Origin of the sequence: Jiangella alba, assembly GCF_900106035.1 — a bacterium.
In the GTDB taxonomy this organism is placed as follows: Bacteria; Actinomycetota; Actinomycetes; order Jiangellales; family Jiangellaceae; genus Jiangella; species Jiangella alba.
Genome location: NZ_FNUC01000002.1, coordinates 284,593 through 310,326, shown reverse-complemented (window position 1 = coordinate 310,326; position 25,734 = coordinate 284,593). Strand labels below are relative to the sequence as shown.

General features: G+C 73.2%; 16 protein-coding genes. 6 read left to right on the top strand and 10 right to left on the bottom strand.

The genetic code is table 11. The annotated features are described in order from the left end of the window. Positions 1–76 precede the first annotated feature (76 nt). The 3 genes from BLV02_RS02705 to BLV02_RS02695 are packed head-to-tail and all read left to right on the top strand — an operon-like array spanning position 77 to position 1,801. Positions 77–832 carry a maleylpyruvate isomerase family mycothiol-dependent enzyme gene (locus BLV02_RS02705; RefSeq protein WP_216094501.1) on the top strand — a complete coding sequence of 252 codons (756 nt, stop codon included), beginning with the start codon at positions 77–79 and terminating at the stop codon, positions 830–832. After that, complete coding sequence (locus BLV02_RS02700) at positions 829–1,488, top strand: MBL fold metallo-hydrolase (RefSeq protein ID WP_069114140.1); 660 nt, start codon at positions 829–831, stop codon at positions 1,486–1,488. Before BLV02_RS02705 ends, BLV02_RS02700 begins: the two co-directional genes overlap by 4 nt. A gap of 10 nt (positions 1,489–1,498) precedes the next feature. Continuing rightward, entirely contained in the window at positions 1,499–1,801 is a 303-nt protein-coding gene (locus BLV02_RS02695) for a DUF4190 domain-containing protein (protein ID WP_074946088.1), read from the top strand. Between the two features lie 87 nt (positions 1,802–1,888). On the opposite strand, the gene BLV02_RS02690 is transcribed toward BLV02_RS02695, so the two are convergent. Both BLV02_RS02690 and BLV02_RS02685 read right to left on the bottom strand, forming a co-directional pair. Continuing rightward, positions 1,889–2,998: a TerC/Alx family metal homeostasis membrane protein gene (locus tag BLV02_RS02690; protein ID WP_074946086.1), complete on the bottom strand. Its 1,110-nt coding sequence runs from the start codon at positions 2,996–2,998 to the stop codon at positions 1,889–1,891. 226 nt (positions 2,999–3,224) lie between these two features. After that, positions 3,225–4,181, bottom strand: coding sequence for a helix-turn-helix domain-containing protein (locus BLV02_RS02685; protein ID WP_069114141.1), 957 nt, complete (start codon positions 4,179–4,181; stop codon positions 3,225–3,227). Positions 4,182–4,336: 155 nt separating this feature from the next. Between BLV02_RS02685 and BLV02_RS02680 the strand changes: the two genes are divergently transcribed. After that, positions 4,337–8,098, top strand: coding sequence for a S8 family serine peptidase (locus tag BLV02_RS02680; RefSeq protein WP_069114142.1), 3,762 nt, complete (start codon positions 4,337–4,339; stop codon positions 8,096–8,098). A 72-nt stretch (positions 8,099–8,170) separates the two neighbouring features. Here the strand turns inward: BLV02_RS02680 and BLV02_RS02675 are convergent, their stop codons facing one another. The 3 genes from BLV02_RS02675 to uvrB all read right to left on the bottom strand — a co-directional run bounded on the left by BLV02_RS02675 (position 8,171) and on the right by uvrB (position 15,567). Beyond that, entirely contained in the window at positions 8,171–11,935 is a 3,765-nt protein-coding gene (locus tag BLV02_RS02675) for a S8 family serine peptidase (RefSeq protein WP_069114143.1), read from the bottom strand. Positions 11,936–12,060: 125 nt separating this feature from the next. Continuing rightward, positions 12,061–13,017, bottom strand: a complete 957-nt coding sequence (locus tag BLV02_RS02670; RefSeq protein ID WP_069114144.1) for a helix-turn-helix domain-containing protein — start codon at positions 13,015–13,017, stop codon at positions 12,061–12,063. Between the two features lie 438 nt (positions 13,018–13,455). Further along, positions 13,456–15,567: an excinuclease ABC subunit UvrB gene (gene uvrB, locus BLV02_RS02665; protein ID WP_069114145.1), complete on the bottom strand. Its 2,112-nt coding sequence runs from the start codon at positions 15,565–15,567 to the stop codon at positions 13,456–13,458. 59 nt (positions 15,568–15,626) lie between these two features. Between uvrB and BLV02_RS02660 the strand changes: the two genes are divergently transcribed. Further along, on the top strand, positions 15,627–17,078 hold the full coding sequence (locus BLV02_RS02660) for an AAA family ATPase (protein WP_069114146.1): 1,452 nt from the start codon (positions 15,627–15,629) through the stop codon (positions 17,076–17,078). Positions 17,079–17,505: 427 nt separating this feature from the next. Here BLV02_RS02660 and coaE read toward each other — a convergent pair whose 3' ends face one another. Beyond that, positions 17,506–18,684, bottom strand: coding sequence for a dephospho-CoA kinase (gene coaE, locus BLV02_RS02655; protein WP_069114147.1), 1,179 nt, complete (start codon positions 18,682–18,684; stop codon positions 17,506–17,508). 374 nt (positions 18,685–19,058) lie between these two features. Then, entirely contained in the window at positions 19,059–19,622 is a 564-nt protein-coding gene (locus BLV02_RS02650) for a TetR/AcrR family transcriptional regulator (RefSeq protein WP_281243341.1), read from the bottom strand. 90 nt (positions 19,623–19,712) lie between these two features. On the opposite strand from BLV02_RS02650, the gene BLV02_RS02645 reads away from it, so the two are divergent. Then, a complete protein-coding gene (locus tag BLV02_RS02645) occupies positions 19,713–20,378 on the top strand; it encodes a GOLPH3/VPS74 family protein (RefSeq protein ID WP_069114149.1) in 666 nt (221 codons plus the stop codon). Here the strand turns inward: BLV02_RS02645 and BLV02_RS02640 are convergent. The 3 genes from BLV02_RS02640 to pgfA all read right to left on the bottom strand — a co-directional run bounded on the left by BLV02_RS02640 (position 20,375) and on the right by pgfA (position 25,691). Continuing rightward, a complete protein-coding gene (locus BLV02_RS02640) occupies positions 20,375–21,130 on the bottom strand; it encodes a hypothetical protein (protein ID WP_141711793.1) in 756 nt (251 codons plus the stop codon). The two genes, BLV02_RS02645 and BLV02_RS02640, sit on opposite strands and share 4 nt — an antisense overlap. A gap of 107 nt (positions 21,131–21,237) precedes the next feature. Beyond that, positions 21,238–22,722 (bottom strand): 30S ribosomal protein S1, encoded by a 1,485-nt coding sequence (gene rpsA, locus BLV02_RS02635; protein WP_069114151.1) that lies wholly within the window; start codon positions 22,720–22,722, stop codon positions 21,238–21,240. 356 nt (positions 22,723–23,078) lie between these two features. Next, positions 23,079–25,691, bottom strand: coding sequence for a cell envelope lipid trafficking protein PgfA (gene pgfA, locus BLV02_RS02630; RefSeq protein WP_074946080.1), 2,613 nt, complete (start codon positions 25,689–25,691; stop codon positions 23,079–23,081). Positions 25,692–25,734 lie beyond the last annotated feature (43 nt).

Below are 25,734 nucleotides of genomic sequence, written 5' to 3'. Positions count from 1 at the left end.
CAAGGTCGGTCGGACGAACGGTCCGGGACGCCCAACTCAGTCGCCCCGGCGGCCGATGAGGGCTAGGTTCGAAACCGTGCCCACCGTGAACGCCGAACCGATGTCCCACGATTCCGGCGGTGACTCCCCCGCCGCCGGGCCGGTGACCGCCGCGACCGAACGCCTCATCGCGACGGCCGCCACGCTCGACGACGCCGGCCTGGCCGCCCCCAGTCTATGTCCCGGCTGGACCCGCGCCCACGTCCTCACGCATGTGGCCCGCAACGCCGACGCGCTGTCCAACCTGCTCGGCTGGGCCCGCACCGGCCGCGAGAACCCGATGTATCCCAGCGTCGAGGCCCGCAACGCCGACATCGAGGACGGCGCCACCCGGCCCGCCGCCGAGATCGTCGACGACCTGCACGTCTCCGCCGACCGCTTCGTCCGCGCCGTCATGGAGATGCCCGACGACGGCTGGGAGCGCCAGGTACGCCGCGGCCCGGCCGCCACCGGAGAGCCGCTGCCCGGGCGGCGGGTGCTCTGGCTGCGGCTGCGCGAGCTCGAGGTGCACCACGCCGACCTGCGCACCGGCTACGGCCCGGCCGACTGGCCGGACGCGTTCGTCCGCCGCGCCCTCGACGAGACGGTGCGCGCGTTCGGCCGCCGCGAGGACGTCCCCGCCGTCACCCTCGAGATCGACGGCGCCGGCGTCGAGCACCTGGGCGCCGAGGCGCCCGTCACCGTCGGCGGGTCGCCGTCCGACGTGCTGAGCTGGCTGATCGGCCGCTCGTCCGGCGCCGGGCTGCGGGTGCAGCCGGCCGGTGCGCTGCCGGCGCTGCCGTCCTGGCTGTGAGCTCCTACACCGGCCGGGTCTCCCCCGGCGGCGTGCCGGACGTGCACGAACTGGCCCGGCTGGTCGTCACCAAGGCGGCCGTGGGCCCGCTGGCGTCGAACGTCTACGTGCTGCGCGACCGCTTCGCCGGCGACGAGCTGCTCATCGACGCGGCCGCCTCGCCCGCGCGCGTGCTGGAGCTGTGCGGCGACGGGCCGCTGCGCTACGTCGTCACCACTCATCGTCACCCCGACCACTGGGGCGCGCTGGCCGAGGTGGCGGCGGCCGTGCCGGGCGCGGTGACGGTGGCGCACGCGGCGGACGCGCCGGCCATCCCGGTGCCGACGGCGCTGGTGGCCGCCGGCGGCGACGTGCTGCGCTTCGGCGACGTCGCGGTGGAGCTGATCCACCTGGCCGGCCACACCCCCGGCGGCCTCGCCGTCCTGTACGACGACCCCACCGGCCCGCCCCACCTCTGGACCGGCGACTCCCTCTTCCCCGGCGGCGTCGGCAAGACCCGCTCGGCGGCCGACTTCACCTCCCTGCTCGACGACGTCGAGGCGAAGCTGTTCGACCGCCTGCCCGACGAGACCTGGGTCTACCCCGGCCACGGCGACGACACCACGCTGGGCGCCGAACGGCCGCACCTGGCCGCCTGGCGAGCCCGCGGCTGGTAGGGGGCATGCCATGACCACCGAGAACCAGCCGCAGTACGGACCACCGCAGTACGCCTACATGCAGCAGCCGAGGACGACCAGTGGCCTCGCGGTCGCGAGCCTCGTCCTCGGGATCCTGTGGCTCGGATGGCTCGGATCGCTGCTGGCCGTGATCTTCGGCCATGTGGCGCTCGGGAAGATGAGGCGCGACCCCAGCGTCGGCGGACGCGGCCTGGCCATCGCCGGGCTCGTCCTGGGCTACATCGGCATCGGGTCGTTCCTGGCGTGGATGTTGTTCCTGATCGGGCTGGTCGGAGCGTCCTCGACGGCCTGACCGGCGAACGACGACAGGCCGCGGTGATCGTCAACCGCTGGCGACGTCTGGGTGTCGCCAGCGGTTGACGATCAGGTGCAGTGGCCGTCAGCGGCGGTCGTGCTCGGCCGCGCTCGACTCGTCGGCCTCGACGGAGTCGGCGACGGCGCCGTTGGTGGCGGCGGGGCCGTCGACCTCGGGCTGGGCCGGGCCGGCCGAGCCGCCCGCCTCGGCCTCGCGGCCGTCGCGGCGGGATTTCATCAGGCTGAGCACCGTGGTGACCAGCAACGTGCCGATGATGACCGACAGCGACAGCCAGATGGGCACCTCGGGCACGTTGTGGAACGGCTCGCCGCCGTTGATGAACGGCAGGTTGTTCTCGTGCAGAGCGTGCAGGACCAGCTTCACGCCGATGAACGCCAGGATGACGGCGAGGCCGGCGGACAGGTAGATCAGCCGCTCGAGCAGCCCGCCGATGAGGAAGTACAGCTGGCGCAGGCCCATCAGCGCGAAGATGTTCGCGGTGAAGACGATGAACGCCTCCTGCGTCAGCCCGAAGATGGCCGGGATGGAGTCGACGGCGAACAGCAGGTCGGCGGAGGCGATGGACAGGAACACGATGAGCATCGGGGTGTAGAGCCGCTTGCCGTTCTCGCGGATGCGCAGCTTGATGCCGTGGTACTCCGTGGTCATCGGCAGCACCCGCTTGGCCCGGCGGATGAACGCGTTCTCGTACTCCTCGTCGTCGTGCTCCTCGTGGTGGACCTGCTGGTTGGCCAGCTTGACCGCGGTGTACACGAGGAACGCGCCGAAGATGTAGAACACCCAGGCGAACTCGTTGATCAGCGCGGCGCCGAGCAGGATGAACACGCCGCGCAGCACGATGGCCGTCAGGATGCCGAACATCAGCACCGACTGCTGGTACTTCCTGGGCACCTTGAACTGAGCCAGGATGATCACGAAGATGAACAGGTTGTCGACGCTCAGGCTGTATTCGGTGAGCCAGCCGGCGAAGAACTCGCCGGAGGCCTGGCCATGGCCGACGAACCCCAGGACGATGCCGAACACGACCGCCAGGCTCACGTAGAACGCCACCCACAGGCCGGCTTCGCGCATGGACGGCGCGTGCGGGCGGCGGGTGACGATGAGGAGGTCGGCGATGAGCAGCAGGACGAGAACGACGAGCGTTCCGACTTCGAACCACACGGGCAGGTCCAACACGAAGACAGAGTCCTCTCCGGTGAGCTGACCGCACAGCGGGCGCTGTGCGCAACCGGAGGTCTCGTCCGCCCAGGATCACCGGGCCGGAGGCACCGGGAGGCTCCCCAGTGTGGGGAGCATCCGTGATGACGATGCCACCGCGTCGGGAGTACTCCCCTCCACGCTGATCCCAGTATATTTCACACGCCCTGCCGGAAACGCAATTCGCCGGGACGGCCGCCGCCTACAGCACGCCGTTGCGGGCGGCCTGCAGCCCCGCCTGGAACCGCGTCCGGGCGCCCAGGCGGCCGCTGATCTCCTTGATCCGCCGCTGGACGGTGCGCTGGCTGGCGCCGACGTGCCGGGCGATCGACTGCTCCGTCAGCCCCGCGGCCAGCAGGTTCAGGATGACGCGGTCGTCGTCGGCCTGCGCGTCGTGGTCGCCGGGGTGCAGCCGCAGCGGCATCGCCCGCAGCCACGTCTCCTCGAACACCTCGGCCAGCACGTCCAGCAGCCCGCCGGGACGGACGACCAGCAGCTGGTCGGTGATCAGCGCGCCGGCCGTCGCCGGGACCATGGCATACCGGTCGTCGATCAGCAGCATGCGGGCCGGCAGCGTGGGCGTGACGCGAGCCTCCTCGCCGGCGGCGATGCCGCCGATCAGGTCGGACAGCCGGCCGGGCAGGTCGACGGCGCTCTGCTCGTACAGGACCCGGTGCCGGACGCCGGCCTTCAGCAGCTCGACCTCGATCGGGTTCGGCTCGCTGTTGACGACGCCGTACGGCGGCCGCTCCATGGCCCGGACCTGCGTGCGGGCGCTGCTGTAGACGTCGACGAGGCGGCGGGCGGTGGCCTCGGAGCCGGTGACGATCTCGACGAGGTCGCCGGGCTCGACGGCGTCGTGGCGGCGGCGGTGCCGCACGGCCAGCTCGTCGACGAGGACACGGCTGCGCTTCAGGTCGCGTTCCCGGGCGGCCAGCGTCTCGGCGAACGCGAGCGCGGGGTCGACCAGGCGGTACGCGGGCGGCTCGCCCGGCAGCCGGTCCGCCAGGCCGCGCCGCTCCAGCGCGTCGAGCAGCTTCTCGACGGCCTCGGCGGACCCGGCGGGTGTCAGGTCCGCCGCCGTGGCGGGCCGGGCGTGGTCGAGCAGGGCGAGGTAGGCGGTCTGCTCCTCGTCGCTGAGGCCGAGCTGTTCCAGCATGCGCGGCTCCGGGGGTCGAGACCGCTGGCCAAAACGCGCCACTGACGGATTTTCGCCAAAGCATAACCCTTGTCACGTCGCGTGAACCTTCGGGACGATCCGGACACCGCATCTCGCTGACGGCACGGCCACCCGCACCCCCGGAGGGCAGAGCTTTGCGCAGACACTGGAGAGCGGCCGCGGCCGCCGTCGTCCTGACCGGACTGGTCGTGCAGGGGATCCCTGCCGCGACCGCCGAGCCGTCCGTCCCGGCGGGGTCGTCCCCGCCCCTCGCCGGGACGGACGGCGGGGTCACCGTCACGCTGATCACCGGTGACCGCATCCACGTCACCACCGAGCCGGGCGGCCGCCAGGCGGCCACCGTCGAGCCCGCGGCCAGGGCGAACGGCACCGTCCCCGGCTTCCACGAGCAGGAACTGGACGGGCACCTGTACGTCGTGCCGGCCGACGTCGCCCCGCTGGTCCCGCGGCTGCTGGACCGCTCGCTGTTCGACGTGACGACGTTGATCGAGCAGGGCTACGACGACGCGAGCAGCGACGTGCTGCCGGTCATCGTGGAGTCCGCCGCCGTGCGCGGACGGGCCGCGGCGCCGGCGCTGCCCGCCGTCACGCCCACGGACACGCTGGAGTCGATCGGCGCGGTCGCGGCCGACGTCGACAAGTCCGCCGCCGCGGACCTCGCGGACGCGCTGACCGGCACGGTGGCGCTGGACGCGCCCGCCGCCCGGGCCGCCGACCCGCTGGCCGGCGTCGAGAAGATCTGGCTGGACCAGGCCATGACGGCCACCGACGAGGACAGCGCGCCGCAGATCGGGGCGCCGGACGCCTGGGCGGCCGGGTTCACCGGCGACGGCGTCACGGTCGCCGTCCTGGACACCGGCATCGACACCACCCACCCGGACCTCGCCGGAAAGGTCGTCGCCGAGGCGAACTTCAGCGTCTCGGACAGCACGACCGACCGGTTCGGCCACGGCACTCACGTCGCGTCGATCGTCGCCGGGACGGGCGCGGCGTCGGACGGGCAGCGCCGCGGCATCGCGTACGAGGCCGACCTGCTCAACGTCAAGGTGCTCGACGACGGCGGCTCCGGGCCGATGTCCGAGGTCATCGCCGGGATGGAGTGGGCGGTCGCGAACGGCGCGGACGTCGTCAACCTCAGCCTGGGCGTGCGCGGCGGTTACACCGACGGCACCGACCCGGCCAGCCAGGCGGTCGACCGGCTGAGCGCGGAGTCGGACGCGTTGTTCGTCATCGCCGCCGGCAACGACGGGCCGGGCGACGGCACCGTCACGACGCCGGGCGCGGCGACGTCGGCGCTCACCGTCGGCGCCGTCGACAAGCAGGACGGGCTGGCCGGGTTCTCGTCGCGCGGGCCGCGCGCGGGCGACTTCGCGCTCAAGCCGGACGTGACGGCGCCGGGTGTCGGGATCATCGCGGCGCGGGCCGCGGGCGCCGTCATCGGCACCCCGGTCGGCGACGACTACCTCGCGCTGGACGGCACCTCGATGGCGACGCCGCACGTCGCGGGCGCGGCGGCGCTGCTGGCGCAGCAGCGGCCTGACTGGGCCGGGCCGGACCTCAAGGCGGCGCTCGCGTCGACCACCGCGCCGAACGCGGCGCTCACCGTCTACGAGCAGGGCGCCGGCCGCGTCGACCTCGCCCGCGCCACGACGCAGCAGGTGTTCGCGACGACCGGGCCGCTCGACGCCGGCTACTTCCCGTACCCGCAGGACGACGCCGAGCCGGTGACACGCACCGTCACCTACCGCAACGCCGGCGGCTCCCCCGTCACGCTGGCGCTCGGCCTGTCGCTGGCCGACGAGGACGGGACGGCGCCCGCGCCGGGCATGGTGACGCTGGGCGCGTCGTCGGTGACGGTGCCGGCCGGCGGGACCGCGGACGTCGCCGTCACCGTCGACCCCGCCGCCGGCGACTACGGCCTGTACGGCGGCTGGCTGGTCGCGACCGGGCCGGACGGCGTCAGCGTGCGGACCGCGGCCGGCTTCTACAAGGAGTCCGAGCGCTACGACCTCACCGTGCGCGGCATCGCCCGCGACGGCCGCCCGGCCGCCGGGATCAGCCTGGTCGACGTCGTCAACGTCGACGACACGTCGGTGTTCGCCGCGACCAGCGTCGGGTTCGCCGACGGCGTGGCGACGCTGCGGGTGCCGCCGGGCCGGTACGCCGCGATGGGCTACGTGTTCACCTACGACGAGCCGCACGTGTTCACGACGGAGACCGCGGCGGTGTTCGCGCCCGAGTTCACCGTCGGCGGCGACACGTCCGTGACGCTGGACGCGCGTGGGACCGTCCCCGTCGAGGTCGACACCGGCGATCCGGTCGAGGCGACGAACACCATGCTGGCGTGGTGGCGGTCGGACCCGGAGGGCAAGTCGTACGCCCATTCGTTCTCCGTCGGCGCGCAGCCCGCGTTCGCGTCGCCGACCGACCCCGTCACCGTCGGCGATTTCGAGTACTACACGCAGTACTCGCTGGTCGCGCCGCTGATCCAGGTGCGGACACTGACGCCGGTCGAGCGGCCGGTCGAGGCGACGTACGTGTTCAACTCGGCGCTGCTGGACGGGTCGTTCGAGCTGCCGATGGTGTACGCGGGGCTCGGGCGGGCGTCGGACTTCGACGGCGTGGACGTGGAGGGGAAGATCGCGCTGATCCAGCGCGGCGAGATCACCTTCCTGGAGAAGATGCACAACGCCGCGGCGGCCGGGGCCGAGCTGGTGATGATCTTCAACAACGTGTCCGGATCGCTGACCATCGGCGGCGACCCGAACACCGTCCCGACCATGGCGATGACCCGCTCCGAGGGTGAGGCGCTGCTGGAACTGCTGGAGCAGGGCCCGGTGACGGCCGCCGTCGACGCGATCAAGGTGAGCCCGTACCTCTACGACCTCGTGCTCGTGGAGGAGGACGTGGTGCCGCCGGCGCTGTCGTACACCGTCGACGAGTCGAACACGGCGCGCGTCGACGTCGACTACCACAGCCACGTCCCCGGCCAGGGCATCGGCGAACTGCGGCACAAGTGGCGGCCGTGGGACTCGTTCTCGTTCGGCTTCCTGCGCCGGACGGTCGCGCCGCAGTCGCGGGTCGAGTACGTGTCCGGCGGCGACACGTTCTGGGCGCAGTACGGGTACGGCGCATCGACCGACGCCGATCCGTTCGGTTTCCCGATGCTGTCGGCGCCTCGGACGTACGCCGCGGGGTCGTCGCTGACGGACGCGTGGTTCCGGCAGGTGCTGGCGCCGGGCGTGCTGCCGGTCGACTTCGGGGCGGTCGACTCGGCGGCGTACCGGTCCGGTGACGCGGTGACGTTGCGGCTGCAGGAGTGGACGGACGGGTACGGGCACTGGGGCGCCGCGGTGCCGGGCGTCGACACACCGTCGTTCCGGCTGTTCGCGGACGGTGCCCTGGTGGCGTCGGGCGGTCGTGCGGACGGGACGTTCACGGTGCCGTCGGCTCCGTCGTCGCTGCGGGTCGAGCTGGACGTCGCGCGGTCGGCGCCGTGGTGGCTCGCCTCGACGTCGACGTCGACGGCGTGGACGGTGCGATCGGCCCCGGTCGATGCGCCGACGGCGCTGCCCCTGCTGACCCTCTCGTACGGCGTCGACGTGTCGCCGCTGAACGTCGGCGCCAAGCCGGGCGCCCAGTTCGTCGACCTCACCGTGGGCCACCAGCCCGGCTCGGCCGCCTCCCGCGTCTCCGGCGCCACTGTCGCGGTCTCCTTCGACGACGGCGCCTCCTGGCGGCCGGCACGCGTGCTGCCCCGCGGCGATGGGACGTTCCGGGCCGTGGTCAACCGCGTCCCCGACGGCGCGTCGCACCTGTCGCTGCGGGTGGAGGCCTGGGACCGGGACGGCAACCGGATCGAGCAGGAGGTGCTGCGGGCGTACGCGCTCGGCTGAGCCGCACACGAGGATCATCGGCGATCGACCACATCAGGACGTGGTCGATCGCCGATGATCACGGGCGGGCGGTCAGGACAGCGCGTACGCCCGCTCGATCGTCTGCTCGGTGCGGTTGCCGCGATTGTCCCAGGCCACGACCCGCAGGCTGACGAAGCCGCTGGTCTCGGCCAGCTTCGGGTGGTGCGTGCGGACCTGGAACTCGCCACCGCGCGGCCGGGGCAGCACCCGGGCGGACCCCCAGGTGGCGCCGTCGTCGAAGGACACCTCCACCGTCATGCCGGCCACCTCGGACGGGCCGGTGTACCCGACCGGCCGGCCCGTGCGCACCGTGAAGCCGAAGCCGCGACCGGCCGGCGCACGGTTGAGCAGGTCCAGCGGCACGTCGTAGCCGAGCACGATCGCCGGCACCGCCGCGCAGACGTTCGCGCTGGGCAGCAGCTCACCGCAGCCGTCGACCTCCAGCTCCTCCGGCGCCGACGACACGAACGTCCACGCCGTGTGCGACCGCTCCGCCAGCTGGTGCTCCGGACTCGGCGTGGTCTGCCCGACCTGCTCGATCCGGTACGTGGCCGGCGCTTCGACGAGGTACGACGCCACGTCCTCGATGAGCTCGCCGTCGCGGTAGAGCGTCGTCGTGGTCCAGGTGCGGCCGGAGCCGTAGTGCTCGGGGTCGGAGTCCGAGCGCGGCCACGGCGCGAACGCGAGGATGTTCTCCGTCCGGCACATCACGCACGGCAGCTCGGTGTGGCCGGTGGGGTGGCTCGGTGCCTTGTGCCAGGTCACCGGGTAGCGGCCGCCGGGCTCGTAGGCCTGGACGGTGCCGCGCAGGTTCGCCGAGTTGAATCCCCACACTGAGTGCACCTGCTGCCGCTGGCGCAGGTCCGGGCCGGCGCTCACGTAGTCGGTGCGCCTGGCCGGCTGCACGAGCTGGTCGAAGTAGCGGAACGTGCCGCCCTCCCACTCGGCGAACACCTCCATGACCTCGCTGCCGCGCAGCCGCTCCGTGTCGGCGTGGTAGGCGTTCTCGACGGCGGCGAGGTCGGCCCGGCGCGTGGTGTGGGTGAGCTCGGCGGGGATGCGGCCGGCCTCCTCGGCCCAGAGCTGGTACGTGTACCGCGACTCCTCGACGCCGGTCAGGGTCAGCTCGACCGGGCCGCCGGCCAGCCGGTCGCGCAGCCGGGTGCCCTCGGCGGCGCTGGTGGCGAGCACCGGCAGGGTGTTCGCGCTGCCGACCGCGACCGCCACCGGCCCCTCGACGTCGCGGGCGACCAGCAGGGCGGCGGCGCCGTGCGCCTCGGCCAGCCGCGCCTGGTCCTCCGCCCAGGACGGGTCGCCCTCGACCAGCACGACAGCGCCGTCGACGTCGGCGGCGGCGTAGTCCTCGGCGGTGCCGGCGCCGACGTCCACGAGCGGCGCCGTCCGCCGTCCGTCGAACCGCCCGGTGTAGCGCGGCGTCACCACGTCCACGGGCTCCGTGCCCATCGCCGCCCGGATCAGCGGCTCGCGCAGCGTGGTCACCGTCGTCATGGTCAGCTCGCCCTCGGCCGGCTCGGGCGCGGGGATCGCGCCGAACACCGTCGTCGACACCGACCGGTCCGACAGCGCGCCCATGACCGTCAGCAGCCCGTTGGCCGCGGTGCGGTACAGGTTGGTGGTGATCTGGGTCGGCTCTGTGGGCCGTGGCTCGTCGGCGACCTCGAACTCGAGGTCGACGGCGTCGCGGGCGTCCACGGTCACGGAGGTGTCGCCGTCGACACCCACCTCTGTCAGCGCGAACAGGTCGCTGCTGTGGTCGGTGTACCCGCCGCCGGGGTCGGCCGTCGCGACGGTGCCGTAGACGCTGTAGTCGCCGGCCGGGACGGTGAACGTCATCGCGCCGGTCTCGTAACCGGTCTCGGACGTGTAGTAGAGGCGCGGGTCGTCCTGGTTGACGACGGTGACGTTCGCCCGCGCCGGGGTGGTGCCGAGCCGGCCGGTCAGCTCGACGGTGAGGTCGTACGCCGGCCCGTCGGTGACGTACGCGAGCGCCGTCGCCGCCCCGACCTCGCCAGGACCCGTGGCGCGCAGGTGACCGGTGTACGACCCGGCCGCGCTGGCCGCCGGGTCGAGGGTGACGACGGCGGTGGCGGTCCCGCCCGCGGGGACGGTCAGCGTGGCCGGCGCGACCGTCAGCGTGCCGGGCACCGGTGCGTTACCGGAGACGTCGGCGACGTCGAGGGCCAGGTCGAGCCGCAGGTCCGTGCCGCCGCTGTTGGTGTAGGTGACGGGGACGGCGCGGGGCACGGCGCCGTCGCGCGGGTACGGATGCACGCCCAGCTCGGCCTTCCCGGTCGCGACGAGGTCGCTCCCGGTGACGGCGGCGGCGTCGACCCGGCCGCTGCCCTGCTCGTAGAGCCCGTGTCCGAGGTCGAGCGACGTGCTCATCAGCGCATCCTTCAGCTGTGCGGCGGCCCAGTCCGGGTGCCGCTGCTTCACCAGCGCCGCGACACCGGCGACGTGCGGGCTGGCCATCGAGGTTCCGCCGTTGGCCAGGTAGTACTCCCCCACCGGCAGGCCGCCCGTCGTGCCGCCGGAGCGGGCCGCCACGATGGCCGCGCCCGGCGCCGTGATCTCCGGCTTGATCGCGTGATCGCCGACCCGCGGGCCGCGGCTGGAGAAGTCCGCCATCGCGTCCGCACCGTCGACGGCGCCGACGGCCAGCGCCGCGTCGGCCGCGGCCGGGGTCGTCACCGACCGGGTGCTCGGCCCGTAGTTGCCGGCGGCGACGACGAACAGGGCGCCGGACTCGGCGCTGAGCCGGTTCAGCGCCTGGCTCTGCGGGTCCTGCCCGTTGGTCGGGAACGAGCCCAGGCTGAGGTTCACGACGTCGGCGCCCTGCTCGACGGCCCATTCCATGCCGTCGATGACCTCGGAGCCGAAGCTGGAGCCCTCGTCGCTGAGCACCTTGCCGATGAGCAGGTCCGCGCCCGGCGCGACGCCGGAGTACCGGCCGTCCGACGCGGCCCCGGTCCCGGCCACCGTCGACGCCACATGGGTGCCGTGGCCGTGGCCGTCGTGCACGGTCTCGCCCTCGATGAAGCTGTGCGACCCGACGACCTGCCCGGCGAGGTCCGGGTGGCCGGTGTCGTACCCGGTGTCGAGCACGGCGACCCGGACGCCGTCGCCGCTGAAGCCGTTCTCCCACGCCTCCGGCACGCCGATCTGCGGGCGGCTGTCGTCGAGGCTCGCCTCGACCCTGGCGTCGAGCCAGACCTTCTCGATGCCGGCGGTCGCGGCCCGCGCCGCGGCGCCGGGCGCGAGCTGGTTCCAGAAGTCGCCCGTCGCCTCCTTGTCGACCTCGAGGCCGACACCGTCGATGCTGGTCAGCGGCGTGACGTCAGCGACGGCCGGTAGCGCGCCGGCTCGCTGGGCCAGGCGCGCGCCGTCGGCGTAGGTGACGATCAACGGGATCGTGTCGAGGTCGGCATAGCCGTTCTCGGCCAGGTACCGCACGTCGAACAACCGCTCGTCCAGCAGGCCGGCGGTGATCAGCGGCTGCGCCTGGTCCGGCACGACGAGCACGGCGCCGTCCGGGTCGACGCTCATCAGCAGCTCGCGGGTGCCGCCGTCCGGGGCCGGCTCGACGCTGATGTCCGGCCGGGCGCCGCCGGTGTCGGCGTAGACGACGCGGTCGCCGGTGATCAGTGTGACGACGACGGGGTCGGCGGCCGGTCGAGCGCCGGGTTCGCTCGTCACGGCCGTAGCGGCGGCCGGTGCGACGGCCGGTGCGTCTGCGGCCGCGGCGGCGCCGGCGGTCAGTGCGACGGCGGCCGCGGTGGCGATGACACCTCTCACAACGTCCTCCTGGGGGCGGGAGCCAGGGCGTCACCGTACGAATCGGGTGAATCCGAACTCAACGGCTGGCGGCGGCGACTGTGTGCCAATGTCACAGAGACGACACGCGGTCGCCCGCGGGCGAGTCACACCCAGCCGCGGCGCGAGGCCTCCCAGGCCAACTGCATGCGGGTGCGCACCTGGGCCCGATTCATGAGCGCCTGGACCTTGCGCTGGACGGTGCGGGTGCTGGTGCCGCGGTGGGCGGCGATGGCCTCGTCGGTCAGCCCGGACAGCAGCAGCGACAGCAGCCGGCGCTCGTCGGGGTCGAGGAACGGCTCGCGTGGCGGCGGGGAGTTCTCGCTGTCGACGTGCAGCGGGATGGCGGTCGCCCACACGAAGTCGAACAACTCGAGCAGCGCGTCCAGCACGGCGCCGCGGCGGATCAGCACGCCGACCGGCGTGGTGTCGTCGCGCGCCATCGGCAGCATGGCCACCGACCGGTCGATGACCAGCATCTTCACCGGGAGCCTGGTGTGCACGCGAACCTGGTCGCCGTCGCGCAGCCCGGCGCGGACCGCCTGCAACGCGCCTTGGGTCTCCAGCGCCTCGGTCTCGAACACCGTCCGGCCGCGCACCGACGGGCCGGGCTGCACGCCCTCTTCGCTGCGGACGGCGATGATCGGTGGCTTCACGAGGTTGAGCACCTGGAACCGGGCGGCGGCGAACAGGTTCATCGCCGTCTGGCGCAGCGCCTCCGCGCCCCGGACGATCTCGAAGACCCCCGATGCCTCCCTGGTCAGCGCGTTGCTGCGGTGCTGGGCGACCAGCCGGTCCAGCGTCTGCTGCGCCGAGCGGAGCTCGCTCAGCCGCTCGGCGATCATCGCCTCGACGACGCCTGGCGACGCAGCGACGAACCGCACCGGCGCATCGGCGGTCCGGCCGGCCAGTCCGCGCGCCTCCAGCCGTTCGAGCGCGGTGTCGACCGCCCCGGCGCCGAGCCCGGTGACCGCCGCGAGCTCGGCTGCCGTCGCGGAGACCACGGACACAAGCTGCCCGTAGACCCGGTCCTCGTCGTCGGACGCGCCCAGAACGGTGAGCATCAGCGCCTGGCGCCGCTCATGGGTGCGGGCCTCCCCACGGATGGTGTCGTGTCGCCGGACACCCTATCGGCCGGCCGCCGGCGCACCGATCGGGGTGGCGTCGCTGTTGCCGACACGGCGACGCCACTCACGAGCCGCGACGACGCCCCACCGGGCCCGGCCGCTCACCCGCCCCGCCGCATGGCCACGCGCCACCGCCCTGCCCAGCCACACACCCGCCCCGCGGCATGGCCACGCGCCACCGCCCTGCCCAGCCACACACCCCCCCGCGGCATGGCCACGCGCCACCGCCCTGCCCAGCCACACACCCGCCCGCACCATGGCCACGCGCCACCGCCCTGCCCAGCCACACACCCGCCCGCACCATGGCCACGCGCCACCGCCCTGCCCCCGTCGCGTCCCCGGCCGCCACGTCAGCCGCACCCGGCCGTCGCGGGGTCAGCCGACGCCGGCCTCGTGCATGCCGCGCAGCTCCTTCTTCAGCTCCGAGATCTCGTCGCGCAGCCGGGCCGCCAGCTCGAACTGCAGCTCGGCCGCCGCGGCGTGCATCTGGTCGCTGAGCTGCTGGATGAGGCCAGCGAGGTCGGCGGCGGGCATGCCCGCCAGGTCGGCGGCGTGCTTGCCGGCGCTGCCGACACTCGCGCGCACACCCGGCACCGGCGACTTGCCGCGGCTGGCGGCCCGCCCGGACCCGCCGATGAGCGCCTCGGTGTCGGCGTCCTCGCGGGCCAGCATCTGGGTGATGTCGCTGATGCGCTTGCGCAACGGGGTGGGGTCGATGCCGTGCTCGCGGTTGTAGGCGACCTGCTTCTCGCGCCGCCGGTTGGTCTCTTCGATGGCGTTCTGCATGGACGGCGTGATGGTGTCGGCGTACATGTGCACCTGGCCGGACACGTTGCGGGCGGCGCGGCCGATGGTCTGGATCAGCGACGTGCCGGACCGGAGGAACCCTTCCTTGTCGGCGTCGAGGATGCTGACCAGCGACACCTCCGGCAGGTCGAGGCCCTCGCGGAGCAGGTTGATGCCGACGAGCACGTCGAACTCGCCGACGCGCAGTTCGCGCAGCAGTTCGACCCGGCGCAGGGTGTCGACCTCACTGTGCAGGTAGCGCACCTGGATGCCGCGTTCGAGCAGGTAGTCGGTGAGGTCTTCGGCCATCTTCTTGGTGAGCGTGGTGACGAGGACCCGCTCGTCGCGCTCGACCCGAAGCCGGATCTCGTGGATGAGGTCGTCGATCTGGCCCTTCGTGGCCTTGACCACGACCTCGGGGTCGACCAGGCCGGTCGGCCGGATGATCTGCTCGACGACGGAGTCGACCTTCTCCATCTCGTACGGGCCGGGCGTGGCCGAGAGGTACACCGTCTGGCCGATGCGCTCGAGGAACTCCTCGAACCGCAGCGGCCGGTTGTCCATGGCGCTGGGCAGCCGGAACCCGTGGTCGACGAGGGTGCGCTTGCGGCTCATGTCACCCTCGTACATGCCGCCGATCTGCGGGACGGTGACGTGCGACTCGTCGATGACCAGCAGGAAGTCGTCGGGGAAGTAGTCGAGCAGGCAGTTCGGCGCCGACCCGGGCGCGCGGTCGTCCATGTGCCGCGAGTAGTTCTCGATGCCGGACGTGAACCCGACCTCGCGCATCATCTCGATGTCGTAGGTGGTGCGCATGCGCAGCCGCTGGGCCTCGAGCAGCTTGCCCTGCCGCTCGAACTCGGCCAGCCGCTCCTCGAGCTCGGCCTCGATGCTGCCGATGGCGCGTTCCATGCGGTCGCGGCCGGACACGTAGTGGGTGGCCGGCGCGACGTACGTCTCCTGCTCCTCGCGCATGACCTCGCCGGTGAGCGGGTGCATGGTCATGATGCGCTCGATCTCGTCGCCGAAGAACTCGACCCGCACGGCCAGCTCGTCGTACATCGGGATGATCTCGAGGGTGTCGCCGCGCACCCGGAACGTGCCACGGGTGAGGTTCTGGTCGTTCCTCGTGTACTGGACGTCGACCAGCTCGCGCAGCAGCCCCTCGCGGTTCTTCTCGTCGCCGACCTTGAGGTGCACCATGCGGTGGAGGTACTCGTCGGCCGAGCCCAGGCCGTAGATGCACGACACCGTGGCCACCACGATGACGTCGCGCCTGGTCAGCAGCGACCACGTAGCCGAGTGCCGGAGCCGCTCGACCTCCTCGTTGATGGAGGAGTCCTTCTCGATGTAGGTGTCGCTCTGCGGGACGTACGCCTCGGGCTGGTAGTAGTCGTAGTAGGAGACGAAGTACTCGACCGCGTTGTTCGGGAACATCTCGCGCAGTTCGTTGGCGAACTGGGCCGCCAGCGTCTTGTTCGGCACCATGACCAGCGTGGGCCGCTGCAGCCGCTCGACCAGCCAGGCCGTGGTGGCGCTCTTGCCCGTGCCGGTGGCGCCGAGCAGGACGGTGTCTTTGTCGCCCGCACGGATCCGCCGCTCGAGGTCGTCGATGGCCGCCGGCTGGTCTCCGGACGGCTCCCACTCACTGACGACCTCGAAGGGCGCCACCACCCGGGAGATTTCACTAGCCGCGCGCATGAGAACAACGGTATGCGCTGCCACCGACAAGGTCCGGGGGTACGGCTACGCTCACAGCGATGGACGACGAAACCCGCAGGTTCGTGACCACGTTCCGCACCTTTCTCGCCGAGGTCGTGCACCAGGTGCGCGACGAGTCCGACCCGGTCCAGCCGCTGCTCCCGGTCCTCCAGGAGCACCTGGGCGTCGCGCCCCGGTCCCTTCCGGTCGTCACCGAGCAGGTCTCGTCGCTGCGCTACGCCGACGCCGACGTCGCGCTGGAGGCCCTCGCCGGCCGCCACGGCGGGCGCCGCCTCATCGGCGTCGGCGGCGGCATGGCCCGGCGGCACTCCTCACTGGCCGAGATCATCGAGAACGCCGGCATCCACGGCGTCTTCCCCGTCGGCCCGGTCGACTACGCGCGCGTCCCCACCGGCCCCGACACCAGCCGTCAGGTCGTCGCGTTCGGCCTGCACCTGCTCACCTACGACGGCGTCGGGCTGGTCGTCCTGCAGCGCGACGCCCAGCCGCAGTTCGGGCGCGAGCAGCCCGAGCTGGAGGTGCTGGCCGCGTCCGACGCCGTCGTCCCCGCCTTCCTCGACGAGTTGCACCTGCTCATGGCCGAGCGCAGCGTGCTGCGCGGGCAGGTCGTCACGTTCGCGCCGGCCGAGTTCGGCGCCAGCAACGGCGACGTCACGTTCCTGCGCCGCCCCACCCTCACCGCCGGCGACGTCGTCCTGCCCGACGGCGTGCTCGCCCGCATCGAGCGACACCTCACCGGCATCGCCCGCCACCGCGACGCGCTGCGGGCCGCCGGCCAGCACCTCAAGCGCGGGGTGCTGCTCTTCGGGCCGCCCGGCACCGGCAAGACGCACACCGTCCGCTACCTCATGGCCGTCAGCCCCGGCACCACGGTCATCGTGTTGTCCGGGCGGTCGCTGCGGCTGGTCCAGGTGGCCGCCGAGACCGCCCGCGCGCTCGAGCCGGCCGTCGTCGTGTTGGAGGACTGCGACCTGATCGCCGAGGACCGCACCCTCTCCGGCGGGCCGCAGCCGCTGTTGTTCGAGGCCCTCGACGCGCTCGACGGCCTCGCCGCCGACGCCGACGTCGCGTTCGTCCTCACCACCAACCGCGCCGACCTGCTCGAGCCCGCCCTCGCCCAGCGGCCCGGCCGGGTCGACCTCGCCGCCGAGATCCCGCTGCCCGACGCCGCCGCCCGGCGACGGCTGAACCGGCTGTACGCGCGCGATCTGCCGTTCTCGGCGGCCGCGCTGGACGCCGCCGCCGAGCGCGCCGACGGCACGACGGCGTCGTTCGCGAAGGAACTGATGCGCCGCGCCGTCCTCACCGCCGCCTCCGCCGGCCACCCACCCGGCGACGACGACCTCTCCGTCGCACTGGACGAGATGCTGAGCGACTCGGAGGCCCTGACCCGCAGCCTCTTCGGCGGCGCGACCGACGGTGCCGGTTCGATGGCGGACGGTCCTTCGGGCGTCTGGCCGCAGCCCGGGGTCGCGCCGCCGGGCGCGTAGTCGCAGCGCCGGGCGCGTAGTCGCAGCGAACGGACGGTCGTGGGCGGCCGTGCTCCGTCCGTTCGCCGTGCCCGGCCGCCGGAGTTCGCCTCGCCGGGCAGTCGGCGTTCGCGGCGCGACGTTGTCGGCGCCCACCCGTAGGGTGGGCCACCCACCCGAACGGGGAGGGTCATACCTACCACGGCGCAACGGCGGCGCCACTCCCGTCGTCAGATCGGCTGCGCCATCGCCAAGGGCGACTCGTGCTCGCGCCGGACGCGGTTCGCCGTACCCGGCCGCCGGGGTTCGTCTCGCCGAGCAGCCGGCGCTCGCGGCGCGACGTTGTCGGTGCCCGCCCGTAGGGTGGGCCACCCACCCGAACGGGGAGGGTCATACCTACCACGGCGCAACGGCGGCGCGACTTCCGTCCGTCAGGTCGGGTGCACCGTCACACGTCCCAGCCGACCTCCTCCGCCCAGGCGTCGGCTCGGGTGAGGGAGGCGTTGATCCACGGCGTCTTGCGTTCCGCGTACTCGTCGACGGAGCCGTGCGGCTGGGCGGCGAGGTCGCGCTTGAGCGCCGCATACTCGGCGACGGCGTCCGGGTGCGCCCGCAGCCAGTCGCGCAGCAGCAGGCCGTCGCGCCACGAGGGCGACGTGACGGGGCGGATGTGGCAGTTGACGGCGCGGCCGGGATCGGCGTTGCCGGCCAGCACCTTGTCGCGCTCGACGCCGTCGCGATCGACGTCCCACCAGCGGTCCGGCCGCCGGACGAGGCCGACCTCGGCCAGCTCGCCGGCGACCTCCTCCGCCGTCGCCAGGTCCGCGACGACCAACTGCACGTCGATCACGTCCTTCGCCGGCAGCCCGGGCACCGACGTCGAGCCATGATGGTCCGACCGGATCAGCCGGTCCCCCGCCACGCGCCGGATGCGCCCCAGCAGCCGCTCCCCCTGCACCGCCCACGTCGGGTCCGGCTCGACGACGACGGCGTGCGGCGAACGGGGCGCGGCGGTCCGGGTCCGCAGGTGCTCCTCGAACGGCGCCAGGCGCTCCGTCCACAGGGCGTCGACGGCGGCCTCGATATCCACAAGCGCGCCGGAGTTGTCCAGCCAGACGTCCGCCGCGGCGCGCCGCTGCTCGTCGGTGGCCTGCGACCGGATCCGCGCCAGCGCGTCGGCCGGTGTCATGCCGCGGTCGTCGACCAGCCGCCGCAGCCGCTCTTCCTCCGTCGCGTGCACGACGATGACCAGCGGAAATCCGGTGGCCAGCCCGTTCTCGACCAGCAGTGGGATGTCCTCGACGACGACGGCGTCCGGCCCCGCGGCGGCGACCAACTCCTGGCGACGGCGGCCGACCAGCGGGTGGACGATCGCGTTCAGCGCGGCCCGGCGGTCGTCGTCGGCGAAGACGATCTTCCCGAGCGCCGGCCGGTCCAGCGCGCCGTCGGGCGTCAGGACGCCGGGTCCGAACTCCTCGACGACGGCGGCCAGTCCCGGTGTGCCCGGCTCGACCACCTCGCGCGCGATGACGTCCGCGTCGACGACCGTCGCTCCCCGCTCGGCCAGCCGGCGCGCCACCACCGACTTCCCGGCCCCGATCCCACCCGTCAGCCCGACTCTCAGCACCCCACGACCCTAACGGGCCGGACTCGCCGCCCGGCGACGAGGTGAGGAGAGTTGACGGACGGCGCGCGGCGGCCTCCGCAGCGTCGGGACGAGAGGCGCGGCGACGCGCCGCAGTGACGAAGCGGCCGCGTCAGGAAGGGCGCGACGAGGAGCCCGCGGCCGTGAAGCGACGGGAGCCGGCACGCTCAGCGTAGCACGGCCGCATCCCGGCGGAGCATGGCCGCAGCAGCGAAAGCGGCGGGGACGCCGCACGCACAGCGGAGCACGGCCACACCCCCAACCGAGCACGGCCGCAGCAGCGGACCGGCGGGGAACGCCGGCACGCACAGCGGAGCACGGCCGCAGCAGCGAAAGCGTCGGGGACGCCGGCACGCTCAGCGGAGCACGGCGGCGACCGCGTCGTCGAGCACGGAGCGTTCCTGCGACTCGTCCAGCCGTTCGATCGGCACCAACCGTCCCAGCGCGAGGCCGTCCACGACCGTGAGCAGCAGCCGCGCACGCCGTTCCACCGCCGCCACGTCTCCCGTCAGCGCACCCTCCGCCGCGAGCGCCGCCAGCCACGCCGTCACCCGGGACCGCGCCCGCCGCGACACGGCCGACCACGCGAGCCTCGCCTCCGGCGCACCGCCGGGCCCGAACGTCGCCGTGATGACGTCCAGCCAGCGCTCGACCGCCTGCTCGAGCGGCGGCGCCGGGGGCAGCAGCTGCGCCAGGCACTCGGCCAGCCGTTCGGCGGGCGGGACGGAGGTGTCGTGGATGCGCAGGTCGAGCAGCGTGGCGTCGAACGCGGCGCCGAAGACCGCCTCGTAGAGGTCGCGCTGCGACGGGAAGTAATAGCGCAGCGTGCTGGCGCCGATGCCGGCCCGCGCGGCCACCGCGCGCACGCTGAAGCCGGCCGTCCCCTTCTCGGCGATGACCTCGCGCGCGGCGCGGACGATCTGCTCCCGTCGCTCGTTCAGGCCGGCTCACCTCCACCACCGTGCTACCGTGCGATCACGGGTTGGCACAGTGTACTAACGGGGTGTGGGATGGATCTGCTCATCGTCGAGGACGTCATGCTGCTCCTGCTCGACGACGAGAGCGGCAGCCCGGCCGGTGCCGGCACCCTGCACTACTCGCTCGGCGGCGCGCTGCTCGTCGACCTGGCGCTGGCGGGTCGCATCGAGGTCGGGCGCAAGGGTGTGACGGTCGTCGACGGGCCGCCGACGGGCGATCCGCTGCTCGACGACGCGCTGGCGCAGGTCGCCGAGAAACGCCGCGGCGTGCACCCACTGTTGTTCGTGCTCGGCCAGGGCCTCTCGGAGCGGGTCGTCGAGCGGCTGGCCGAACGCGGCCTGGTCCGCCGCGAGACCCGGAAGGTGCTGGGGCTGTTCCGGACGACGACGTGGCCCGCCGAGGACGCCCGCCACGAGGCCGAACTACGCGACCAACTGAAACGCGTCCTCGTCGACGGCGAGCAGCCCGACGCCCGCGCGGCGGCGATCATCTCGCTGCTGAACGCGATCAACGTGCTGTACATCGTGCTCGACGACCTGCCCTGGCGCGCCGTCGCGAAGCGGGCGAGCGAGATCCAGCAGGGCGAGTGGGTCAGCGACCCCGCCACGCAGGCCGTCATGACGACCAACGCCGCCGTCATCGCGTCGGCAGCCGCCGCGGCCTCCACCGCCGCAGCGACCGCGGCGGCGAACTCCTAAGGCGACGCCGCCGGGGTCTCCCCCGGCGTGGGCGGCGCCGTCGCGGACCCCGTCGGCACCGGCGTCGGCGTGCCGGTCGCCGAAGCGCCGAGAAGGTGCGCGGCCAGGTTCACCAGCACGACCGGCTCCGCGGCCGCCGGAACCATTCCGTGCCGCAACGTAATGACGTACGTGCGGACGTCGTCGGCCATCACGAACGACACGTCCTCGGCGTCGGACAGCAGGAACCCGTCGCGGCCGGCCACCGTCTGCGCGGTGACGACGGTGCCCGCGGCCTGCGCGCCGTCGACCGTGGACTCGATGCGGCCCGCCGCGATGTCGGCCTCGGTGTAGCCGCTGACGGCGATCTCCAGCGGCACCGGCGGCGGCGTGGGCGGCGGCGTCGTACCCTCCGGCACCTCGGGGACGCCGTAACTGCAGGTCAGGCGGCCGGTGCGGCCGGAGTCGGGCAGGAACTCGTCGTTGTAGACGCGGATCGTCTCGCCCTGCACCGGAACCTGCAGGATCTGCGCGATCTCGCCGGCGCTGGCGAGGTCGCCGCACAGTTCGGGCACGCCGGTCGTCGAACCGGGCGACGCGGACGGGTCATCCGCCGCGCCCGTGGCGTCGCCGTCGGTCGGCTCCCCCGACGTCGGCACGACCGGCACCTCGGGCTCGTTGCCGTTCGAGCAGCCGGCCAGCATCAGGAGCATCGGCAGGAACAGCGTCGCGGCCGCGGCCGGCCGGGCCCGCCGGCGGTCTCTGCTCGTCACGAGCACACCGTAGCCTCCCGCGTCGTCGCGGACACCACGGCGCGACGGCACACATGCGACGAGCCCCGCACCCGAGGTGGGTGCGGGGCTCGTGCGATGCGTTCGGCTCAGTTACCGGTGAGCTTCTCGCGCAGCGCCTGCAGCGCTTCGTCGGACGCCAGCGTGCCGGGGCCCTCCTCCTCGGTGGTGCCAGAGGAGTACGTGGACGGGTTGTCGGCCTTCGCCTCGGCGTCGGCCTCCTGCGCGCTCTCGATCTGGGACTTGTGCGCCTCCCAGCGAGCGTGCGCCTCGGCGTACTGCCGCTCCCACTCCTCGCGCTGCTTCTCGTAGCCCTCGAGCCAGTCGTTGGTCTCGGGGTCGAAGCCCTCGGGGTACTTGTAGTTCCCCTCGGCGTCGTAGTCGGCGGCCATGCCGTACAGCGTCGGGTCGAAGTGCTCGCTGACGTGCGCGGCGGTGTCGCCCTCGTTGGCCTGCTTCAGCGACAGCGAGATGCGGCGACGCTCGAGGTCGATGTCGATGACCTTGACCATGACGTCCTTGCCGACCGTCACGACCTGCTCGGGCACCTCGACGTGGCGCTCGGCCAGCTCGGAGATGTGCACGAGGCCCTCGATGCCGTCCTCGACCCGCACGAACGCGCCGAACGGGACGAGCTTCGTGACCTTGCCGGGCACGATCTGGCCGATCTGGTGGATCCGGGCGAACTGCTGCCACGGGTCCTCGAGAGTGGCCTTCAGCGAGAGCGACACGCGCTCGCGGTCCATGTCGACGTCGAGCACCTCGACGGTGACCTCCTGGCCGACCTCGACCACCTCGGACGGGTGGTCGATGTGCTTCCAGGAGAGCTCCGAGACGTGCACCAGGCCGTCGACGCCGCCGAGATCGACGAACGCGCCGAAGTTGACGATCGAGGAGACCACACCGGAGCGGATCTGGCCCTTCTGCAGCGTCTGCAGGAAGGTCGACCGGACCTCGGACTGGGTCTGCTCGAGCCAGGCGCGACGGGACAGGACCACGTTGTTGCGGTTCTTGTCCAGCTCGATGATCTTGGCCTCGATCTCCTTGCCGACGTACGGCTGGAGGTCGCGGACCCGGCGCATCTCGACCAGCGACGCGGGCAGGAAGCCACGGAGACCGATGTCGAGGATGAGGCCGCCCTTGACGACCTCGATGACGGTGCCCGAAACGACGCCGTCGGCCTCCTTGATCTCCTCGATCTTGCCCCAGGCGCGCTCGTACTGCGCGCGCTTCTTGGACAGGATCAGGCGGCCTTCCTTGTCCTCCTTCTGCAGGACGAGGGCCTCGACGTCGTCGCCGACGGCGACCACCTCGGAGGGATCGACGTCGTGCTTGATGGACAGCTCACGCGAGGGAATGACGCCCTCGGTCTTGTAGCCGATGTCGAGCAGGACTTCGTCCCGGTCGACCTTGACGACGGTACCGGACACGATATCGCCGTCATTGAAGTACTTGATGGTCTCGTCGATCGCGGCGAGGAAGGCTTCCTCAGACCCGATGTCGTTGACCGCGACCTGCGTGGTCGTCCTGGGGGCCGTCGAGGTAGGCGTCTCGGCCTCGATGCTGCTCGTCATGTGGAAGGGGACTCCGGACAAGGTTCGGTTGTAGCCTGCGCGCCAGGACCCTTGGATCGCTGTGCCATCACCGACCAGGTCCTGATACCCCTGTGCCGCCAACCGACAATAACGAGCGCGAGCCTGCTCCGTCCGAGGTTCACACAGGCCCACAGCGCACACATAGGTTACCTGTCCGCCACGACCAGGGTCAATCGGCGGATGGTCGCGAGTTGATCACGGCGACGGATTCAGCTATGGGGTGACCGGGCGGCATGCCCCCGTTCCTCGGTTCGCACCAGAATACTCCCCTCCGGCCGGATCGGCGGCGGTGGTATCGATGCAGGCAGGGCCGCGTTTCGGGCGCTTCGGAACGGTCAGTAGCGGTGCAGGCTGCCGGCGGACTGGCCGTCCTCGTCGAACTCGTCGAACAGCGCGTCGTCGTCGCGGGCGCGGCGGCGGCCCTGCGCCGGGGCGGCGGGCTTCGGCTCGGGGGTGGCGGCGGGCGGCTGGACGAGGTCCGCGTCGGCGGCCGGGTGATCGGCCGCGGACTGGGCGGTGGGGCTCGTCGCAGGGGCGGTGGCGTGGGCGGTGGCGGCGTCGCCGGTGAGGCCACCCGCGGGGGCGGTGCCGCGGTCGATGGCGCGGTCGGTCGCGGGGGCGGTGGCGGCGTCGCCGGTGAGGTCGGCCGCGGCATCGCCCGTGGGGCCGGCCGCGGGGTGGGCCTGGGCCCGGGTCGCGGAGTGAGTCGCGGCTTCGGCGCCGGCCGGGTCGGGGGTGGGGCCGGTCGGCCCGGCGGCCTGGCCGGTGGCGAGGTCGGGGTGCTCCTGAGCGAACCGGGCCAGTTCGGCGCGGGCCTGCTCGAGGCGGGCGAGGTCGGCGCGCGCCTGCTCCAGCTCGGCCGACGCCCCCGACGTGCCGGCGTCGCCCTGGCCGGCGGACGTGGCGGGACCCGTGGACGCGGCGTGACCGGCAAGCTCGGCGGGGCCGGCCGACGTGGCGGGCGCGGCGTGACCGGCAGGCTCGGCGTAGCCGGCAGGCTCGGCGTAACCGGCAGGCTCGGCGTAACCGGCAGGCTCGGCGTAACCGGCAGGCTCGGCGTAACCGGCAGGCTCGGCGTAACCGGCAGGCTCGGCGTAACCGGCAGGCTCGGCGTAACCGGCAGGCTCGGCGTGGCCGGCCGATGCGGCGGGGTCGGCGGCTCCGGGGAGGCGGCCGGCCGGAGCGGCGGGCTCGGCGTGGTCGTCGTGGGGGTGGGCGGGGGCGAGCGGGCCGGTCGGCGACTGGCCGAGCAACGACTGCGCCGACTGTCCCTGCGCCTGCGCCCGCCCCACCGGCGGCCGGACGGCACCGGACTGCGGGCGGCGGCGCGGCAGCGACGACCGCTGCTCCGCGAGAGGCACCGCGTCCTGGTCGGACGGCTGCGGCGATCGCGGCTCCACCGGCTCGGCCGCCGGGTGATCGGCCTGACCGGCGTCGTCCGCCGGGGTGGCGTACTGCGGTTCGTCGTGGATGGACGAGGCCGAGCGGTCGGCGGCGGGCGCCGTCGCGGTGCCGGGGGCGGTCTCGAAGTGCAGGCGCGGCTCCTCGGCGTACCCGGCCGGAGCCTCCGCGGGCGGCGCCTCCGCGGGCGGCAGCGACCCGGCCGCCGGGTCGGCGAACGGCTGCTCCGCGAACGGCTGGTCGGCGAACTGCTGGTCAGCGGCCTGGGACCACGACGGCTGCTCGAAGCGGGCGTGGCCGTCGTCATAGGCGGAGGGCGGGGACGCGGGCTCCTGGCGGGGACCGTCGTACGGGGAGAGCTGGGGCGCCTCGTACCGCGGCCGCTCGAAGAGGGACCGCGTCGGCGCCTGGTCGCGCGACCGCTGCTGCAGCGGCGTCCGCTCCTCCGCCGGGCGCGCCACGACCCCGGCCATACCCGAGCCGGACGAGACACCGGCCGAGCCGGACGAGAAGGCGGCCGCGCCGGCCGACCCGGCCGGACCGCCGGGCGCACCGGCGGGACCGTCCTCGGCACCTGGCGAGCGCCGCTTGCCGTGGTAGGAGCCGCGGCGGGCGAGCAGCAGACCGGCCACGACGAAGACGAGGCCGCCGGCGGCAGCGGCGACGGGCAGGGTGTCGCGGACCAGGCCGAGGCGGTCGGCGCTGGGCGCGTACTCGTCGACGTTGGCGGTGACCTGGGCGTCGGTGTAGGCGAGGGTGCCCTGGACGATCGTCGGGCCGCGGGTGCCCTCGAAGTCGAGGTAGGAGTCCTGCTCCTCCTGGCCCTTGATGATGGCGCCGGTGCGCGGCTCGACCCAGATGGTGCGGGTGTTGCTGTAGATGCGGTCGGCGACGATCGAGCCGGCCTGGCCGAAGAGGGCGCCGGGGATCTCCAGCGCCGACACCGGCGTCGGCTCGACGACCTGCTCGAAGACGTAGACGGTGAGGCCTTCGAGGGTGGTCTCGTTCTGGAACTCCATGGGCCGGGTGTCCTGGATGGTGGAGTCCCAGAACGGGTACGACCGCTGCTCGGTGCCGAACGGCAGCTTGAAGTAGTAGCCCTCGTGGTCGACGTCGACGCTGTCGGCGGACTCGCCGGTGGGCGTGTAGTACTGGTCGTGGCCGTCGACGGAGTCGGCGGTGTGGCGGTCGAACGCGACCCGCTCCTCGAAGTACGAGAGCACGTTCTCCTCGGGCGTGGCGCCGGCGCCGGCCTCGTCGAACGTGGTGACGCTGGTGTCCCAGACGGCGGTGTCGCCGGTGCTGTCGCCCTGGTCGGGGATGATCCGGCGGACGGAGCGGACGTCGGTGACGCGCTCGATCTCGGCGTCCTGACGCACGACGGCACCGAGGTCGAGGACGGTGACGGCGGTGCCGGCCGACACCCGCTCGGCGACGTCGTTGGAGACGACCGCCAGCCGCGGGTAGGCGTACCAGCGGGACAGTGGCGCGAGCACCAACATCAACACACCCAGTCCCACCAGGACCAGGCCGATACTGCGCCGCATGGACAAGCCTTCCGGATCGGGGTCTCCGCCTGTGCCCGCGCTG

Excerpts from the sequence above, each read along its gene's own strand:
- BLV02_RS02695 (WP_074946088.1), top strand. The coding sequence starts at position 1,499 with ATGACCACCGAGAACCAGCCGCAGTACGGACCACCGCAGTACGCCTAC.
- BLV02_RS02685 (WP_069114141.1), bottom strand. The coding sequence starts at position 4,181 with ATGCTGGAACAGCTCGGCCTCAGCGACGAGGAGCAGACCGCCTACCTC.
- BLV02_RS02670 (WP_069114144.1), bottom strand. The coding sequence starts at position 13,017 with ATGCTCACCGTTCTGGGCGCGTCCGACGACGAGGACCGGGTCTACGGG.
- uvrB (WP_069114145.1), bottom strand. The coding sequence starts at position 15,567 with ATGCGCGCGGCTAGTGAAATCTCCCGGGTGGTGGCGCCCTTCGAGGTC.
- BLV02_RS02660 (WP_069114146.1), top strand. The coding sequence starts at position 15,627 with ATGGACGACGAAACCCGCAGGTTCGTGACCACGTTCCGCACCTTTCTC.
- BLV02_RS02645 (WP_069114149.1), top strand. The coding sequence starts at position 19,713 with ATGGATCTGCTCATCGTCGAGGACGTCATGCTGCTCCTGCTCGACGAC.
- rpsA (WP_069114151.1), bottom strand. The coding sequence starts at position 22,722 with ATGACGAGCAGCATCGAGGCCGAGACGCCTACCTCGACGGCCCCCAGG.
- pgfA (WP_074946080.1), bottom strand. The coding sequence starts at position 25,691 with ATGCGGCGCAGTATCGGCCTGGTCCTGGTGGGACTGGGTGTGTTGATG.